Source organism: Streptomyces sp. Z423-1, from assembly GCF_013009255.1.
Lineage (GTDB): Bacteria > Actinomycetota > Actinomycetes > Streptomycetales > Streptomycetaceae > Streptomyces > Streptomyces gossypiisoli.
This window is the reverse complement of the sequence record NZ_CP053109.1, coordinates 5,488,442-5,505,426: the sequence shown is the minus strand read 5'-3', so window position 1 is coordinate 5,505,426 and position 16,985 is coordinate 5,488,442. Positions and strand designations below refer to the sequence as shown.

Sequence of the window (16,985 nt, the reverse complement as noted above, 5' to 3'; positions counted from 1 at the left end):
TTCTCAGGTAGGGGAGGTAGGGAGTTCAGGCGGCGCCGTGGTAGCGGGCGCTGCCGGCGTGCCACTCGCGGCTGCCGCCCAGCCAGGCCCAGGTACCGGCCAGGAAGCGGCGCAACTCGGGGGAGCCGGTGGCGGCGAGGGCCGCGGCCTCGCTCTCGAAGGTGTGCATCAGTTCGTTGTGGATCTCGACGGTGCGGTCGACGGCCTCTTCCAGGGAGCAGTCGTCCTCGGCGGCGATCAGCCGGGGCAGGCTGAAGTCCGTCGGGTCCTCCTTGCCCATGGAGTAGAGGTCGTTGACGATCACGCTCGCCGAGCCGGCCATGGTGAACGCCCTGCGCACCCGGGGATCGGAGAACTCGGCCATCGGGACCTCGTAGCCCGCGACGGCGTCGACGAGCACCATGCACGGCACGAAGCTGTTCTCGTGCCGGTGCATCAGGAACTCCCAGACGGGCGGCCTCTGTTGTGCGGTGTGCCAGACACCTTCCTGGCCGTAGGCGACGAACATGATGGCCAGTTCGTGGCGGAGCCGCCGCACCTGGGTGGTGGTGGCGTACGGGGTGAGACCGGCGAGGCCGGAGCGCAGCGCACGCATCACCGGATCCGCCCGCACCACCTGCTCCAGCCGGGGTGCGTAGGCGAGCGGGAGGTGGGCCTGGTCGATCACGGAGTGCGCGATCGCCAGGCGCTGGCCCAGCAGGTCGTGCCGGGCCTCCTCGGCCTCGCCGTCGACGTAGTGGTCGTCGACGGCCCACTCGGCGAGCGCGCACCTGGCGGCCGCGAGCAGCCGGTCGGGGTCGTCCGACTCGGGGTGGGCGAGCATGATGAGCCGTCCGAACCCGGCGTTGCGGACCCGGTCGAGCTGGCCGGGATAGATCCCGACCTCCTCGGCCCACTCGACCAGCCGCTCGTTGACGGTCTCGCCCAGGGCGGGGTCGTCGCGGACGGCAGGCGGGCAGTACAGCCCCCGCACCGGGTCCGCCGGGGTCGGCTCCCGGCGGGGTGGCGGAGCGGTGCGCAGGTGGGCGGCCGAGGTGCCCGGACCGGTGGGGCCGGTGGGCAGCCGGAGGGCCGGGGGGCGCACTGGCGCGGGTGGTGCGGTGAGCTGTGGTGGTGCGGGTGCCGGTGCGGTGGGCTGTGGTGCTGGTGCTGGTGCTGGTGCGGGTGCCGGTGCAGTTGCCCGTGCCGGTGCCGTTGCGGGTACGGTGATCCGCGCCGCCGAGGTGCCCAGCCCCGTCGGGGCGGACGGCAGGCGTGGCCCGCCCGTCGCCTTCGGCGCGTCCGGCAGCCGTGGTGACGCCGACGCCCGCGCCGTCAGCAGCGCCCGCACCAGTCCCGCCACGTCGTGGTCCGCCGCGGGCGCGACGGCCCGGGAGATCAACGACACGCGCGTCAGCTCCCGTTCGTGCGGGTGACCTGGACGTTCTCCAGGATGCCGAGCGCGTCCGGCACCAGCACCGCCGCCGAGTAGTAGGTGCTGACCAGGTAGGAGATGATCGCCTTCTCACTGATGCCCATGAACCGTACGTTCAGGCCGGGCTCGACCTCGTCCGGGATTCCCGTCTGGTAGAGGCCGATCACGCCCTGGTCGTCCTCGCCGGTACGCATCGCGATGATCGACGAGGTGCCCTGCTTGCTGACCGGGATCTTGCTGCACGGCAGCAGCGGCACCCCGCGCCACGCGGGCAGCATGTTGCCGTGCACCTCCACGCCGCCGAAGTAGATGCCCCGCTTGTTGCACTCACGGCCGAACGCGGCGATCGCCTTGGGGTGGGCGAACATGCAGCGGGTCTTGCGCCGCATGCTCAGCAGCTCGTCGAGGTCGTCCGGCGACGGCGGCCCGGAGAACGTGGAGATCCGCTGGTCGAAGTCGGCGTTGTGGAGCATGCCGAAGTCCCTGTTGTTGACCAGCTCGTACTCCTGCCGCTCGCGCAGCGCCTCGATCGTCAGGCGCAACTGCTGCTGCGTCTGGTTCATCGGCTCGTTGTAGAGGTCGGTGACCCGGCTGTGCACCCGCAGCACGGTCTGCGCCACGCTCAACTCGTATTCACGGGGCTGAGTTCGTAGTCGGCGAAGGTCTGCGGCAGGGGCGCCTCACCGACGTGGCCCGAGCTCAGGCTGATCTCCGCCTCGCCGGACTTGTTCAGCTTCTTGTGACCGTCGGAGCTGATCAGCCGCACATGCTCGCGCAGCTTCTCGTGCCGGTCCGCGACCGCCTTGTACGCGGTCAGCGGCAGCGCGAGCAACGTGGTGGGCGTGGCCGCACGCGCCGTGAACTCCCACTTCTTGCCCGGGTCGGCGAGGACGTGGCCGCCGAAGGCGTCGCCGTCGGCCATCAGCCCGAGGACCACCTCGTCGCCGTACGGGCCCTCGCCGATCCGCTCCACCTTGCCGTGCGCGACCAGGTAGACGTGGTCCGCCTTCCGGCCCTCCGCCACGATGACCTGGCCGGGCTCGAACTCCTTCTGCACGAACTTCTCCGCGAGCGCGCCGAGCGCGTCGCCGTCCGTGAAGCCGCGCAGCGGCGGCAGCTCGCCCAGTTCCTCCGGCACGACCTGGACCTTCGCACCGGTCTTCACGAACGACACCCGTCCGTCGCCGAGCGTGTAGGCGAGGCGGCGGTTGACCCGGTAGGTCGCGCCCGGCACGTTCACCCACGGCAGCATCCGGGTCAGCCAGCGCGAGCTGATGCCCTGCATCTGCGGCTCGGACTTCGTCGTGGTCGCCAGATTCCTGGCCGCCTCGGTACCGAGGCTCTGCCGCTCCTCCTCGGTCGGCGCGGGGGGCGCACTCGTCTCGACCGACATCTCACACCTCTTCCTGTGTCACGGTTACGTTCCGCGCACAGGCCTACCAGGACATCAATCACTGTGAGTAATTGATTCGGTGGGCGCACAGAGGTGTTCGGACATCGACCAAATGCGCCCCTCACGCTCCCCCACGAAGGAAAACTGCTGTTCGACGATGCGCCAGGTCAACGAAGAGGTGACGCCAACGGCCAGATCGAGCAACTCCCGACAGTCACAGAAAGTGATCGAACGGGTGACGCCGGACCGGTGTCGACTCCGCGTCGGCGATTACCGCATCATCTACACGATCGACAACGGAGAACTGGTGGTCTACGGCACCTGACGCCAGTCTGCGGAACCCACTGGATTCACCGGAAAAGCCGGTGAGGGCAAGCCCCGTCCCCACGGTGCCCTCACCGGCTGCTCTCAAGGGAGCCGTCGCGTCAGACGCGTACCAGCTCCCGGTCCTCCTGGCCGCGGTCCGTCTGCGTGCGCAGGCCCTCGCCCTCCACATCGACGTTGGGCAGCGCGCGGTCCAGCCACTTCGGGAGCCACCAGGCCTGCTTGCCGAGCAGCGCCAGGACCGCGGGGACGATCGCCATGCGGACGACGAACGCGTCGAAGAAGACCGCGATCGCGAGGCCGAAGCCGATCATCTTGACCATCGACTCGCTGGAGCCGATGAAGCCCGCGAAGACCGCCATCATGATGACCGCCGCTGCCGTCACGACCCGCGCGCCGTGCCGGAAGCCCGTCACGATCGCCTGACTGGGCCGCTCCCCATGGACGTACGCCTCCCGCATCCGCGTCACGAGGAACACCTCGTAGTCCATCGCCAGGCCGAAGACCACGCCGACCATGAAGATCGGCATCATCGACATCACCGGACCGGTCTCCTCGACGCCCATGAGTCCCGCGAGCCAGCCCCACTGGAAGACCGCGACCACCGCGCCCAGCGCCGCCATCACGCTCAGCAGGAAGCCGAGCGCCGCCTTCAGCGGGACCAGGATCGAGCGGAAGACCACGATGAGGAGCAGGAACGCCAGGCCGACCACCAGGATCAGGTACGGGACCAGCGCGTCGTTCAGTTTCTCCGACACGTCGATGTTCATCGCCGTCGCGCCGGTGACCAGCACCTCCGCGTCCGTGTCGGCCTTGACCTGCGCGCCGGTGTCCCGGATGGAGTGCACCAGGTCCTCGGTCGTCACCGACGACGGCTTGGAGTCGGGGATCACGGTGATCGTCGCCGTGTCGCCGGCCTTGTTGGGCGTCGGCGGCGTCACCGTCACGACGTTGTCGAGGCCCTTGATCTCGTCGGCCACCTCGTCGAAGGCGGCCTCGGGGTCGTCGCTCGACTTGGCGTCGACCACGACCATCAGCGGGCCGTTGAAGCCGGGGCCGAAGCCCTCGGAGAGCAGGTCGTACGCCCGCCGCTGGGTCGTCGACGTCGGCTGGGAGCCGTCGTCGGGCAGGCCCAGTTCGAGGGACGCCGCCGGGACGGCCGCCGCGCCGAGGCCGAGTACGCCCAGCAGGAGGACGGCGACCGGACGGCGTACCACGAAGCTCGCCCAGCGCGTGCCCAGGTTCGGCTTGTCCGCGGCCTTGGACCGGTTGCCGCCCAGCAGCTTGCTCTTCTCGCCCGCCGGGCGCACCTTCCGGCCCGCGTAACCGAGCAGCGCCGGAATCATCGTCAGCGCGATCAGGACGGCGATGGCCACCGTGCCCGCCGCCGCGATGCCCATCTTCGTCAGCATCGGGATGTTCACGACCGACAGGCCGACCAGCGCGATCACGACCGTCAGGCCCGCGAAGACCACCGCCGAGCCCGCCGTGCCGACCGCCCGGCCGGCCGCCTCCTCGCGCTCCCGGCCCTCGGCCAGCTCCGCGCGGTAGCGGGAGACGATGAACAGCGCGTAGTCGATGCCGACCGCGAGGCCGATCATCGTGGCCAGGGTGGAGGTCGTCGAGCCCAGGTCCAGGGTGCCGGCGAGGGCCGTGATCGACGCGACGCCGATGCCGACGCCGATGATGGCCGTCAGCAGCGGGAGTCCGGCCGCGAGCAGCGAGCCGAAGGTGATGACGAGGACGACCGCGGCCACCGCGATGCCGATGATCTCCGTGGTGCCGGTCTCCGGCGTCGCCTGGAGCGCGTCACCGCCGACCTCCACGGTCAGCCCGGCGTCCCGCGCCTCCTGCGCGGCCTCCTCCAGTGCCTCCCGGGACGAGTCCGCCAGCTCCATGCCGGGGACGTCGTACCTGACCTGCGCGTATGCGATGGTGCCGTCCTCGCTGACGGCCTTCGCGGCGTACGGGTCGGCGACGGAGGCGACCTCGGAACCGTCGGACAGCTCCTGGACGGTCTCCTCGACGGTCGACTTGTGGTCGGCGTCGGTCATCTTCTCGCCGGCCGGCGCCTTGAAGACGACCCGGGCGGTCGCTCCGTCGGCGCTCATACCGGGGAATCGTTCCTCCAGCAGATCGAAGGCCTTCTGGGCCTCGGTGCCGGGGATCGAGAAGGACGTGGTGCCGGGGGCGGGCGCGCTGGCCGCGCCGACACCGGCGAGGGTCAGCAGCGCCACCCAGATCAGGGCGACGAAATGCCGTCGCCGGAAGGCGAGCCGGCCGAGTTTGTAGAGGAACGTGGCCACGAGGGCGTACTCCCGGTCAGGTCGTGGGTGTTGCAGGGCAGGGGTGATCACCCGGCGGGGAGGCAGCGGTGATCGGCCCGACGACGTGAGCGGTCGCGTCAGGTACTGGTAGTGGCTGAGAGGGTGCTCAGGTGGTGGGCACGCCGAGGGCGGGGAGGACCACGGCGTCGATGTACGAGGTGAGGAAGGCCTTCGTCGGCGGCAGATCCTCGATCAGCGCACGGGTGGCGAACGCGCCGAGCATCATGTGCACGACGTAGTTCAGCGCCGGGTTGTCCGCCCGGACCTCGCCCCGGTCGACCGCCCGCTGGATCAGCTTGCGCAGCTCCTGCGTCTCCGGCTCCACGAGCAGTTCCCTGAACGCCCTCATGAGATCCGGGTTGGTGTGCGCCGCCATGGCCAGAGCCCGCATCAGCGCGGCGTTCTGCTCCATGGTGTAGTCGTCCTCGCGGGCCATCAGGGCGTGGAAGTCGCCCCGCAGGGACCCGGTGTCGACATCGGTGATGCTGCCCGGCTTGCTGTGCCGGATCGCCCTGGCCACCAGCTCGGCCTTGCCGCCCCACTGGCGGTAGAGCGTGGCCTTGCTGGACTTGGTGCGGGCGGCCACGGCGTCCATGGTGAGGGCGTCGTAGCCGACTTCCCGGAGCAGGTCGAGCACAGCCTCGTACAACTCGGCCGCACGCTCGGGTGTGATGCGACTGCGACGCGCCGTTGCTGTCTCAGCCACGTGACTCACCCTTCCTGCTCAGTCGCCATCTCTGTACGACACGGTCTCGTACACGACGAATGTAGCGCAGGGGCCTGAGAAACGAAACCGTTTCGTACGTGTCCCGGGTCACGTGCCGCCCACCAGGCATTCCCGAGCGGCGTTTTGCACGACTTGCTCTGGTCCGTCCCCCGGGCGAAGCATGGGAAGGTGACCTATCTGCGTCTGCCCCACCTCAGCGGTGACCTGCTGTGCTTCGTCGCCGAGGACGACCTCTGGCTCGCCCCCCTCGACGGCCCGGGCCGCGCCTGGCGGCTCACTGTCGACCGCACCAAGGTCGGCCACCCGCGCTTCTCCCCCGACGGCCGCCGAATCGCGTACACGAGCTGGCGCAGCCTCGACCCGGAGGTGTTCCTGGTGCCGGTGGAGGGCGGCACCGGTCGCCGCCTCAGTTACTGGGGCAGCTCCGACACCCAGGTGTGCGGCTGGACCCCGGACGGCGACATCCTCGCCGTCGCCTCGCACGGCGAGCCGTTCTCGCACTACACATGGGCCTACAAGATCTCCACCGACGGCGACCCGGGCCGCAAGCTGCCCTGGGGCCCGGTCGCGGAGATCCAGGTCGCCGACATCGAGGACGGACACCGCACCCTCCTCCTCACCGGCACCCCGCCCCACGAACCGGCCTCCTGGAAGCGCTACCGCGGCGGCGCCACGGGCCGCCTCTGGCTGCACGGCAAGCGGCTGCTCGCCGACCTCGACGGCCATCTGCACTCCCCGATGTTCGTCGGCGGGCGGATCGCCTTCCTCTCCGACCACGAGAGCGTCGGCAACCTCTACTCCTGCGCCTACGACGGCTCCGACCTGCGCCGGCACACCGACCACGACGCCTTCTACGCCCGGCACGCATCCAGCGACGGCACGCGGGTGGTGTACCAGTGCGCCGGGGACCTGTGGCTCGTCGACGACCTCGCCGCGGACTCGGCGCCCCGCCGACTCGACGTGCGCCTGAGCGGTCCGCGCGCGGGACGCCGTACCTACCAGGTGCCCGCCGCCCACCACGTGAACGGCATCTCGGTCGACGAGACCGGGCGGGCGAGCGCGGTCGTCGTCCGCGGGAGTCTGTACTGGCTCACGCATCGCGACGGTCCCGCCCGCACCATCACCGACACTCCGGGCGTACGGGTCCGGCTGCCGGAGATGCTCGGCTCGGGCGGTCGGCTCGCATATGTGACGGACGCGGAGGGCGAGGACGCCATCGAGTTCGCCTATCTGCCGCGCGCCACCGGCGACCGCGAGCCGCGACGGCTGGCCCGGGGCGAGCTGGGCCGGGTGCTGGAGATGGTCTCCGACCCGGACGGCGAGCGGCTCGCCGTCGCCGCGCACGACGGACGGCTGCTGCTGGTCGACGCGACCGAGGAGTCGAACGGCGAGGTGACCGAGCTGATCCGGTCGATCAACGGGCCGGTGCGGGACCTCGCCTTCGCACCGGACGGTTCCTGGCTGGCGTGGTCGCATCCGGGCATCGGCCGGACGCTGCGGCAGATCAAACTGGCCCGGATCAAGGACCGTTACATCGTCGACGTCACCAACGGCCGCTTCGAGGACGAGAACCCGGTCTTCACCAGCGACGGCCGCTATCTCGCCTTCCTCTCCTGGCGCGGCTTCGACCCGGTGTACGACGTCCACACCGGCGACCTGTCCTTCCCGCTGGGCTGCCGCCCGTACCTGGTCCCGCTGTCCTCGGCCACCCCGTCCCCCTTCGCGCTGAACCCGGAGGGCCGCCCGGCCGCCGGCGGCCTTGACCCGTTGGACGAGGAGGAGCCGGGCGAGGGCGGTGCGGTGACCGTCGAGGTCGAGGGCCTGGAGAGCCGGGTCACGCCCTTCCCGGTCGCCGCCTCCAAGTACTCGGGGATGTCCCCGGTCGCGGGCGGCGGGCTGGTCTGGTTGCGGTGGCCGATCTCGGGCGCCCTGGGCGAGACGTTCGCCAACCCGGACGACCCGAGCGAGCGGCCGACCCTGGAGCACTTCAACCTCGCCAAGGCGAAGAAGTCCGAACTGGTCTCCCGCCTCGACTGGTTCTCGGTCAGCGGCGACGGCACGCGCCTGGTCCTGCTCGACGAGGGTGAGCTGCGCGCGGCGCCGTCCACCGAGGTCGGCGACAGCGACACCACGACCTGGATCGACGTACGTCGCATCATGCACGAGGTCGACCCGGGGGCCGAGTGGCGCCAGGCGTACGAGGAGGCCGGGCGGCTCATCCGCGCCTACTTCTGGGAGCCGGGGATGTGCGGCATCGACTGGGACGCGGTGCTCGACCAGTACCGGCCGCTGGTCGACCGGGTCGCCTCGCCGGACGAGTTCGCCGACCTGCTGCGCGAGGTGCTGGGCGAACTGGGCACCTCCCACGCCTACGTCTCCGCCGCCCGCCGCAACGAGGGCCCGGCCCACTACCAGCGCCGGCAGGGCCTGCTCGGCGCCAACTTCGTCCACCGCGAGGGCGGGTGGATGGTCAAGCGCATCCTCCCCGGCGAGTCCTCCGACTCCAAGGCCCGCTCCCCGCTGGCCGGTTCGGGCATCCGCGAGGGCGCGATCCTGACCCACGTGGACGGCCGCCCGGTCGACCCGGTGACCGGCCCCTACCCACTCCTCGCGGGCGCGGGCGGTACGACGGTGGAGCTGACGTTCACCCCGTCCGAAGGGGAGGGCCGCTCCCGCCGCGTCGCCGTCGTCCCGCTCGTCGACGAACGCCCGCTGCGCTACCAGGACTGGGTCGCCAAACGCCGGGCGGTGGTACGGAAGTTGAGCGGCGGCCGCTGCGGCTATCTGCACATCCCCGACATGGGCGGCTCCGGCTGGGCCCAGTTCAACCGCGACCTGCGCATGGAAGTGTCCCGGCCCGCACTGATCGTGGACGTACGCGGCAACGCGGGCGGCCACATCAGCGAACTGGTCATCGAGAAGCTGACCCGCACGATCCTGGGCTGGGACCTCACGCGCAACGCCCAGCCGGTGTCGTACACCTCGAACGCGCCACGCGGCCCGGTGGTGGCGCTGGCGGACGAGGCCACGTCCTCCGACGGCGACATGATCACGGCCGCCTTCAAACTCCTCAAACTGGGCCCCGTGGTCGGCCAGCGCACCTGGGGCGGCGTCGTCGGCATGACGGGCCGTCACCGCCTGGGCGACGGCACGGTCATCACCGTACCGATGAACGCGGCCTGGTTCGACGCGTACGGCTGGTCCGTGGAGAACCACGGCGTCTCCCCCGACGTGGAGGCCCTGCGCACCCCCCTCGACTGGGCGGAGGGCCGCTACGCCCAACTCGACGACGCGGTCCAACTGGCCCTGAACCTCCTGGAGACGGAGCCCGCGGCAGCGCCGCCGGACTACAGCCACGTACCGGACAGGTCGAGGCCGAAGCTCCCACCGAGGACGTGACCCGCACCCGAAAAACATGAACGCAGGGCACCCTCCGAAGAAGGGCACCCTGCGTCACGGGCGAAGCCGACTACGCGTTACGCGTCGTAGTCCTGCTCGAACCGGTCCTGCTCCTCGCGGCGCTGACGCTCCATCTCCTCGTCCTCGCGCTGCTGGCGGCCACGCTGGCCACGCTCCTTGGCCTCACCGGCCTTCTGCTTGGCCTGCTCCTGCAGACGCTCGGACTTCTCCTGGAACTGGTCCTTCATACCCATGTGGGTTCACTCCCGTGGGGGTGAGGGGATCTGGCACGACCAGATTCACACGGGTGATAACCCTGCGCATGTCGATCACTTACGCACCGTAGTGCGGTGCTGCTCGTCGGCCGCGCCACCCGCGCCCACCAGCCCCGTCCGCATCCCCCGCAGCCGGGGCGCGAACCGCCGCATCTCACGCTGCCCCACGGTCCCGACGAGCCCCGGCAAGTACCCGCGCACGCCCTGCATCCCGCGCAGCCACCACTGCCCGTACACATGGCTCGACCGCCGCTCGATCCCGGCCACGATCCGGTCCACCGCCGGGCCCAGCGGATACGTCTTGTTCGCCGGCCACGGCAGCCGCTGCCGCAACTCCCGCATGACGTCGTCCTGATCGGCCCCGCGCACCATGTCGGTGTCGGTCCACGACAGATACGCGACGCCGACCCGCACGCCCTGGTGGCCGACCTCGGCGCGCAGACTGTGCGCGTACGCCTCCACGCCCGACTTGGACGCGCAGTACGCGGTCATCATCGGCGCCGGTGTGATCGCGGCGAGCGAGGCGACCTGGAGCAGATAGCCCCGGCTCTCGATGAGCACCGGCAGGAAGGCGCGGGCGGTCACCGCGGAGCCGATGAGATTGACCTCGACGACCCGCCGCCAGGCCTCGATGTCCGAGTCCACGAAGGGCCCGCCGGTCGCGACGCCGGCGTTGGCCACGACGATGTCGACCTTGCCGAACCGCTCCTTGACCTCCTGCGCCACCTTCGTCATCGCGGCGTGGTCGGTGACGTCGGCGTACCAGTGGCCGCTCTCGCTGTGCAGCCGCGCGGAGACCTGCTTCAGCTCGTCCGGCTCCAGCCCGACCAGCGCCACCTTGGCGCCGCGCGCCGACAGCTTGCGGGCGAGCAACTCCCCGACGCCCCGCGCGGCCCCGGTGACGACCGCGACCTGCCCCTCCAGGCTGACCCTGCTCATGCGCCCTCCTTGACCGGTTCCTCCGGCGCGTATGCGGTGACGAGTTCGCGTATCTTCCCGGTGACCAGCTCGGGAGCCTCCACCGGTGTCATGTGGCCGAGCCCGGGCAGCTCCGTGAGCCCGACGCAGCGCGGCAGCGCGGCGACCAGCGCACGGGCGTGCACCGGGGGCGTGAGCCGGTCCTGCGCGCCGACGACGACCGCCGTGGGTGCCTGCAACTGCCGTACGCCGTGGTCGAGATCGAGCAGGCTCAGTACGTGCGACCAGGTGTGGCGCACGGTGCGCGGGCAGGCGTGCACGATCCGTGCGCACGCCTCCACCATGTGCGGGGCGGAACCGGCGCCCATGGTGGCGTACTTGAGGATCCTGCGCGCCAGGGGCGTGACCGGACCGAGGGGCGCGCGGGAGCCGAGGATGTGGCGGGTCAGCCAGGTCCGCAGCCTGCCCGCCCTGATCGGTACGACGGTCGACTCGGCGACCAGCCGCGAACTGCCCGTGCTGCACAGCAGGACGGCCGCCGCGTGCGCCCGGAAGCGTTCCCGTTCGGCCGCCGCCATCACGGTCATGCCGCCCATGGAGTGCCCGGCGATCACCGCCCGCTCCCCGGGCGCGAGCGTCGCGGCCAGTACGGCTTCCAGGTCGTCGGCGAGGGCCTCCGTAGTGCACACGCGGCTGGCGGGGCTGCGCCCGTGGCCGCGCTGGTCGTAGGCGATGACGCGGTGGTCGGCGGCGAGGGCGCGGATCTGCGCGGCCCAGAAGGCGGTGGAGCAGGTCCAGCCGTGCACCAGGACGACGGCGGGCGCGCGTTCGGGGCCGTGCACCTCGACGTGCAGGCGTGCGCCGTCGGCGGAGGTGATGGTCAGTTCGCGGGCGGGGACCGGTGGGGCGTAGGGGCCGGACGAAACGTGCAGGAGGCGGCTCATACGGTGGCCTCCTGAGCCTCGTCGGTGACTCGTGCCGCGGACGGGCTTCCCGCGGACGGGCGCAGCACCTCGTACTCCCCCAGATCCACCCGCCGCGTTGCGCGCCGGAACTCGCTCGTCGTACCGGGCCAGATGGTCGTGTTGCGCCCGCTCGCATCCAGGTACCAGCTGTTGCACCCACCGGTGTTCCACACCGTGCGCTTCATCCGCTCCTGCACCCTGTGGTTCCAGGCGCGGACGGCGGAGGGGCGTGCGTCGAGGGCCACGCGCCCGCCGAGCACCTCCAACTGCCGTACGTAGTCGGCCAGGTAGTTCAGCTGGGACTCGATCATCAGGATCATGGACGAGTTGCCGAGGCCGGTGTTGGGCCCGATGATCGTCATCCAGTTCGGGAACCCGGCGGCGGACGCCCCGCGCAGGGCCTCCATCCCGTCCTTCCAGGTCTCGGCGAGCGTGCGCCCGTCCGCGCCCACCACCCGCTCGGCGATCGGCATGTCGGTGACGTGGAAGCCGGTGCCGAAGACGATCGCGTCGACCTCGGCCTCGCTGCCGTCGGCGGCGACGACCGTCGAGCCGCGGATCTCGGTGAGCCCGCCCGCGACGACCTCCACATTGGGCTGGGCGAGCGCCGGATAGTAGTCGCTGGACAGCAGGATCCGCTTGCAGCCGATGCGGTAGTCGGGGGTGAGCCTGGCGCGCAGGGCGGGGTCCTTGATGGCGCGGGCCATGTTCCGCTTGGCCAGCTGCTCGACGAAGCCCAGCTCACCCGGGTGCTTGGTGAAGGCCTGGACCTGCAACTCCCGGATGCCCCACAGCAGTCCGCGCCGGAGCCGGGTGGTCAGCGGAAGGGCGCGGTGCAGTCGGCGCTCGGCGTCGCTGATGGCGCGGTCGACGCGGGGCAGCACCCAGGGCGGGGTGCGCTGGAAGAGGACGAGCTTCGACACGGAGGGCTGGATGGCGGGCACGATCTGGATGGCGGACGCGCCCGTGCCGACCATGGCGACCCGCTTGCCGCGCAGGTCGTAGTCGTGGTCCCAGCGGGCCGAGTGGAACACCGCGCCGGGGAAGGTGTCGAGCCCGGGGATGTCGGGGATCTTCGGGTCGGACAGCGGCCCGGTGGCGGAGACGACGAGGTCGGCGGTGAGGGTGCCGGAGGCGGTCTCGATCTCCCACCTCAGCTCGGCGGCGTCCCAGGTCATCCGCTTCACCTCGGAGTTGAAGCGGATGTGCGGGCGCAGCCGGAAGACGTCCGTCACACGCTCCAGGTAGGCGCGGATGTGCTCCTGTCCGGAGAAGGCGCGCGGCCACTCGGGGTTGGGTGCGAAGGAGAAGGAGTACAGATGCGACGGCACGTCACACGCGCACCCCGGATAGCTGTTGTCCCGCCAGGTGCCGCCGACGCTGTCGGCCCGTTCCAGGACGACGAAGTCGGTGATCCCCTCGCGGCGCAGCCGCACGGCAGCCCCGAGCCCGCCGAACCCCGATCCGACCACCGCCACCCGTACATGCTCGTGCTCCGCCATACCGACGCCCTCCCTTCGACCCTGCCAGTGAACACTGGCGCAATCGGGAGAGTAGAGGAGCCGCGTACTGCTGGGTAGGGGTCGGTGCGAGGAAGTTACCGGCGGTACGACTTAGGGTTCGGACGTGGCAGAAAAGCGTGAGTACCGCATGGAGGAGCTGGCCCGGCTGGCCGGCATCACGGTGCGCACCCTGCGCTTCTACCGCGAACGCAAGCTGATCCCGCCGCCCCGCCGCGAGGGCCGTATTGCCTGGTACGACGACCACCACCTGGCCCGGCTGCGCACGATCGCGGCGCTGCTGGAACGCGGCCACACACTGAACGGCATAGCGGAGCTGGCCGAGGCCTTCGACCACGGCCGGGACGTCGCCGACCTGCTCGGCGTCGGCGCCCCCACCGAGGAGGAGCCGGTCCGCCTCACCCCCGAGGAACTCGCCGACCGGTTCGCGGGCCAGGCCACCCCCGAGAACCTCGCCGCCGCGCTGGAGCTGGGCTACCTCGGCACGGACGGCGACGAGATCGTCCACATCAGCCGCCGCCTGCTGGACGTGTCGGCGGCGCTGGTACGGGAGGGCATCCCGCTCGCGGAGGTGCTCCGGGCGGGCAAGGAGGTCCGCTCCCACGCCGACGCCCTGGCCGAACTCTTCGCCGCCCTGGTCCTGCGCCACACCTCGGAGGAGGACCTGCCCCGCCTGCGCCCGCTGGCCCGCAGTGTGGTGGAGGCGGAGCTTTCGCTGGCGCTGGACCGGAGGATGCGGAAGCAGCAGTAGCTCAAGCTCCCTGAAAATCCCGAAGATTCACGCTATCAAGGTACCTTTTCGCCTTCGATACCCGGAATGACGTTCGCGCTCAGAGAGTGAGATCGAAAAGGCCCCGGCGGCTGTGCGACCAGCCCCGGGGTATGGCCGACTCTGACTAGGAGCGTCGACGTGCCCAAGCGTAGTCACCGACCAGCCCTGTGCACTCCCTCCCGCTCGGCTTCCGGCGAGCGAGGGCCGAGGGCCCTTGCCGCCTTGCGCCTCAGTTGCGTCACCACTGTGACCACTTCACCCAGCCGACAACGGTCCGTCATCCAACTCTCAGCCGAGAAGCTCGGCTTCACCCTGATCGCGGAGGCATCAGACCTCGGGGTCTCGGCCCGCCAGACGTCCCCGTTCGAGAGGCCCTCCCTGTCATCCTGGCTGCGTCAGCCGCATGAGTACGAAGTCGTCATTTGGTCACATGTGGATCGCGCCGTGCGCTCCGTGGCGCACATGGCCGAGTTGATCGCATGGGGGCGAGAGCACACCCGGACACTTGTGTTCGGCATGCCGGAGGACGATCACCCGCTCGTCGTGACACCGCAGGCGGACGGCTCGACCATCCGGCGGTGTATGGACCTCGCTCACGACGCCGAGCGGGAAGCCCGCACCATCTCCGCCCGGCTCAGCAGCAGTCACGAAGCGCTGCGCGCAACCGGTCGCTACGGCGGTGGACTGATTCCGTTCGGCTACCAGAAGGCACCCCACCCCTCGGGCAGCGGATGGTGCCTGACTCCTGATCCCGAGACCGCCGCAGTCGTCCGCGTGATCGTGGAGCAGGTACACGCGGGACAGTCGCTGATCACCATCGCCCGCGAGCTGAACGACTCAGATGTCCTGGTGCCCCGCGACCGTCATGCCCAACGCCAGGGGCGCCCGACAGGTGGCCTTCGCCACGGACGTGACTTCGAACGATTCCAGTGGACCTCAGGCACGCTGTCCAAAGTGCTGCGCAGCCCGTCACTGATGGGGCACCGGACTCATGGCGGCAAGACGGTTCACGACGCAACCGGTGCCCCGGTACTGATCGGACAGCCGCTGCTGTCCGACGAGGAGTTCCACGCCCTGCAACACGCCCTTGACGCACGTTCCAACGGCACTCGTCAACCGAGGAGTCGGACGACTGCGCTGCTCACCGGCGTCGCACACTGCTCGGGCTGCTATGGACGCATGTACTTCGCAGCCCGTAAGGGCTATCCGTACGGCGACTACACGTGCCGCGCGACCGCGCGGGCTGAAGTGTGCCCTGCCCCGGCCGGGATGCGGTCCGACTGGCTCGAGGCGTATACGGTCGACCGTTACCGCGCGGCCACGGCGACGGACACCGCCGTTTCCCGAGAGCTTCTCCTCGACAGCGGCGCTCGTGTCATCGTCGCCAAGGGTCGCTGCGGCGGTGGCCCCGCCCGGCTTGCCGGGCCGGACACCTCACGCTTGACCTTCACGCTTGATGAACGCATCGGAGCGCGCCAGAACGGCTGAGTTCCGGCAGGCCGGCCGAGCGAGGCATGCGATTTCCCGATCACCTCGCTCGGCCCGCGTCACATCTCGAAGACCACCGATACCGGGGCATGGTCCGACCACCGCTCCTGGTGGCTTGCCGCTCGCTCCACGACTGCCTTGACGGCCCGTGCCGCGAGCCCAGCGGTCGCCACGGCAAGATCAATGCGCCACCCTGAATCGTTGTCGAAAGCGCGCCCCCGATATGACCACCACGTATACGGCCCATCGATGTCCGGATGCAGCGCCCGTACGACATCGACGTAACCGCCTGCGGCCGGGTCGAACACCTGCGTGAGCCACTCCCGTTCCTCCGGCAGGAAGCCGGAGTTCTTGGTGTTGCCGCGCCAGTTCTTCAGGTCGGCCTGCTGGTGGGCGATGTTCCAGTCGCCGCAGACGAGGACCTCGCGGCCGTCGGCGGCGGCACGCTCCCGCAGGCCCTTGAGGTAGGCCAGGAACTCGCCCATGAAGCGCACCTTCTCGTCCTGCCGCTCGGTGCCGACCTCGCCGGACGGGAGATAGAGGGAGGCGACCGTCACACCGGGCAGGTCCACCTCGACGTAGCGCCCGCTGCCGTCGAACTCGGCCGACCCGAACCCGACCCGGACGGCGTCCGGCGCGCGCCGGGTGTACAGGGAGACGCCCGCGCGCCCCTTGGTGGCCGCCGGCGCGTGCACCACATGCCAGCCCTCCGGCGCACGCACGTGCTCGGGCAGCTGCTGCGGCTCGGCGCGCACCTCCTGCAGGCACAGCACATCGGCTTGCGTACCGGCGAGCCACTCCACAAAGCCCTTCTTCGCGGCGGCCCGCAGTCCGTTCACATTCACAGAGGTCACAGTGAGCACCGGGGCACCCTACCGGCACACTGGACAAAGTCCGGATTCCCCGTTCTGCATAGGTGTACGATCCCCAGCATGCATATACGCCGCGTCCCCTTCGACCACCCCGACGCCGTGAAGCTCAACGACGAGGTCCAGGCCGAGTACCACGAGCGCTACGGCGACGGCGGCGACGCCACCCCCCTCGACCCGTCGGACTTCCGGCCGCCGAACGGCGTGTATCTGATCGCCTACGACGAGGCCGACCGCCCTGTGGCCACCGGCGGCTGGCGCAGCCAGGACAAGAACGACGAGGGCAACGAGGACGGCGACGCCGAGCTGAAGCGGATGTACGTGATCAAGGAGCTGCGCGGCCGCGGTCTCGCCCGGCGCATGCTCGCCGCCCTGGAGGACGACGCCCGCGCCGCCGGCCGTATCCGCATGGTCCTGGAAACCGGCACCCGCCAGCCGGAGGCCATCGCCCTCTACACCTCCAGCGGCTATGAGCCGTGCGCCAAGTTCGGCTACTACCGCTTCTACGAGTCCAGCCGCTGCTATGCGAAGGCCCTGTGACGGGGGCCACTTGAGGGGCGGTCACCTGGCGTGCGGCACGACGTCACCTGACCC

14 protein-coding genes and 1 pseudogene are annotated in these 16,985 nt (G+C 70.4%); 6 read left to right on the top strand and 9 right to left on the bottom strand.

Annotated elements, in window-relative coordinates:
• Window positions 1-25: 25 nt before the first annotated feature.
• Entirely contained in the window at window positions 26-1,210 is a 1,185-nt protein-coding gene (locus HJD23_RS24685; protein WP_277347810.1) for a family 2 encapsulin nanocompartment cargo protein terpene cyclase, read from the bottom strand.
• On the opposite strand from HJD23_RS24685, the gene HJD23_RS44085 reads away from it, so the two are divergent.
• A complete protein-coding gene (locus tag HJD23_RS44085) occupies window positions 1,206-1,415 on the top strand; it encodes a hypothetical protein (RefSeq protein ID WP_232107735.1) in 210 nt (69 codons plus the stop codon). The genes HJD23_RS24685 and HJD23_RS44085 overlap by 5 nt on opposite strands.
• Here HJD23_RS44085 and HJD23_RS24680 read toward each other — a convergent pair.
• Window positions 1,393-2,807 (bottom strand): annotated as a pseudogene (locus HJD23_RS24680) (family 2B encapsulin nanocompartment shell protein). The gene HJD23_RS44085 and the pseudogene HJD23_RS24680 overlap by 23 nt on opposite strands.
• A 112-nt stretch (window positions 2,808-2,919) precedes the next feature.
• Here HJD23_RS24680 and HJD23_RS44080 point away from each other — a divergent pair.
• A complete protein-coding gene (locus tag HJD23_RS44080; RefSeq protein WP_346770342.1) occupies window positions 2,920-3,132 on the top strand; it encodes a type II toxin-antitoxin system RelE/ParE family toxin in 213 nt (70 codons plus the stop codon).
• Window positions 3,133-3,232: 100 nt separating this feature from the next.
• Here the strand turns inward: HJD23_RS44080 and HJD23_RS24670 are convergent, their stop codons facing one another.
• Both HJD23_RS24670 and HJD23_RS24665 read right to left on the bottom strand, forming a co-directional pair.
• Window positions 3,233-5,437 carry an MMPL family transporter gene (locus tag HJD23_RS24670; RefSeq protein ID WP_171134075.1) on the bottom strand — a complete coding sequence of 735 codons (2,205 nt, stop codon included), beginning with the start codon at window positions 5,435-5,437 and terminating at the stop codon, window positions 3,233-3,235.
• Between the two features lie 127 nt (window positions 5,438-5,564).
• Window positions 5,565-6,164, bottom strand: a complete 600-nt coding sequence (locus HJD23_RS24665) for a TetR/AcrR family transcriptional regulator (RefSeq protein ID WP_171116681.1) — start codon at window positions 6,162-6,164, stop codon at window positions 5,565-5,567.
• Between the two features lie 189 nt (window positions 6,165-6,353).
• Here HJD23_RS24665 and HJD23_RS24660 point away from each other — a divergent pair, with 189 nt between their 5' ends.
• Complete coding sequence (locus HJD23_RS24660; protein ID WP_171116679.1) at window positions 6,354-9,584, top strand: S41 family peptidase; 3,231 nt, start codon at window positions 6,354-6,356, stop codon at window positions 9,582-9,584.
• Between the two features lie 77 nt (window positions 9,585-9,661).
• Here the strand turns inward: HJD23_RS24660 and HJD23_RS24655 are convergent, their stop codons facing one another.
• The 4 genes from HJD23_RS24655 to HJD23_RS24640 all read right to left on the bottom strand — a co-directional run bounded on the left by HJD23_RS24655 (window position 9,662) and on the right by HJD23_RS24640 (window position 13,244).
• Window positions 9,662-9,838, bottom strand: coding sequence for a hypothetical protein (locus HJD23_RS24655; protein WP_171116677.1), 177 nt, complete (start codon window positions 9,836-9,838; stop codon window positions 9,662-9,664).
• Between the two features lie 75 nt (window positions 9,839-9,913).
• Entirely contained in the window at window positions 9,914-10,798 is an 885-nt protein-coding gene (locus tag HJD23_RS24650; protein WP_171116675.1) for an SDR family oxidoreductase, read from the bottom strand.
• A complete protein-coding gene (locus tag HJD23_RS24645) occupies window positions 10,795-11,721 on the bottom strand; it encodes an alpha/beta hydrolase (RefSeq protein ID WP_171116673.1) in 927 nt (308 codons plus the stop codon). The genes HJD23_RS24650 and HJD23_RS24645 overlap by 4 nt, the downstream gene beginning before the upstream one ends.
• Window positions 11,718-13,244 carry an NAD(P)/FAD-dependent oxidoreductase gene (locus HJD23_RS24640; protein ID WP_171116671.1) on the bottom strand — a complete coding sequence of 509 codons (1,527 nt, stop codon included), beginning with the start codon at window positions 13,242-13,244 and terminating at the stop codon, window positions 11,718-11,720. Before HJD23_RS24640 ends, HJD23_RS24645 begins: the two co-directional genes overlap by 4 nt.
• A gap of 124 nt (window positions 13,245-13,368) precedes the next feature.
• Here HJD23_RS24640 and HJD23_RS24635 point away from each other — a divergent pair, with 124 nt between their 5' ends.
• Window positions 13,369-14,013 carry a MerR family transcriptional regulator gene (locus tag HJD23_RS24635; RefSeq protein WP_171116669.1) on the top strand — a complete coding sequence of 215 codons (645 nt, stop codon included), beginning with the start codon at window positions 13,369-13,371 and terminating at the stop codon, window positions 14,011-14,013.
• 267 nt (window positions 14,014-14,280) lie between these two features.
• Window positions 14,281-15,522, top strand: coding sequence for a recombinase family protein (locus tag HJD23_RS24630; protein ID WP_240980801.1), 1,242 nt, complete (start codon window positions 14,281-14,283; stop codon window positions 15,520-15,522).
• A gap of 59 nt (window positions 15,523-15,581) precedes the next feature.
• Here the strand turns inward: HJD23_RS24630 and HJD23_RS24625 are convergent, their stop codons facing one another.
• Entirely contained in the window at window positions 15,582-16,385 is an 804-nt protein-coding gene (locus HJD23_RS24625) for an exodeoxyribonuclease III (protein WP_171116667.1), read from the bottom strand.
• A gap of 69 nt (window positions 16,386-16,454) precedes the next feature.
• Between HJD23_RS24625 and HJD23_RS24620 the strand changes: the two genes are divergently transcribed.
• Window positions 16,455-16,931 carry a GNAT family N-acetyltransferase gene (locus HJD23_RS24620; protein WP_171116665.1) on the top strand — a complete coding sequence of 159 codons (477 nt, stop codon included), beginning with the start codon at window positions 16,455-16,457 and terminating at the stop codon, window positions 16,929-16,931.
• Window positions 16,932-16,985 lie beyond the last annotated feature (54 nt).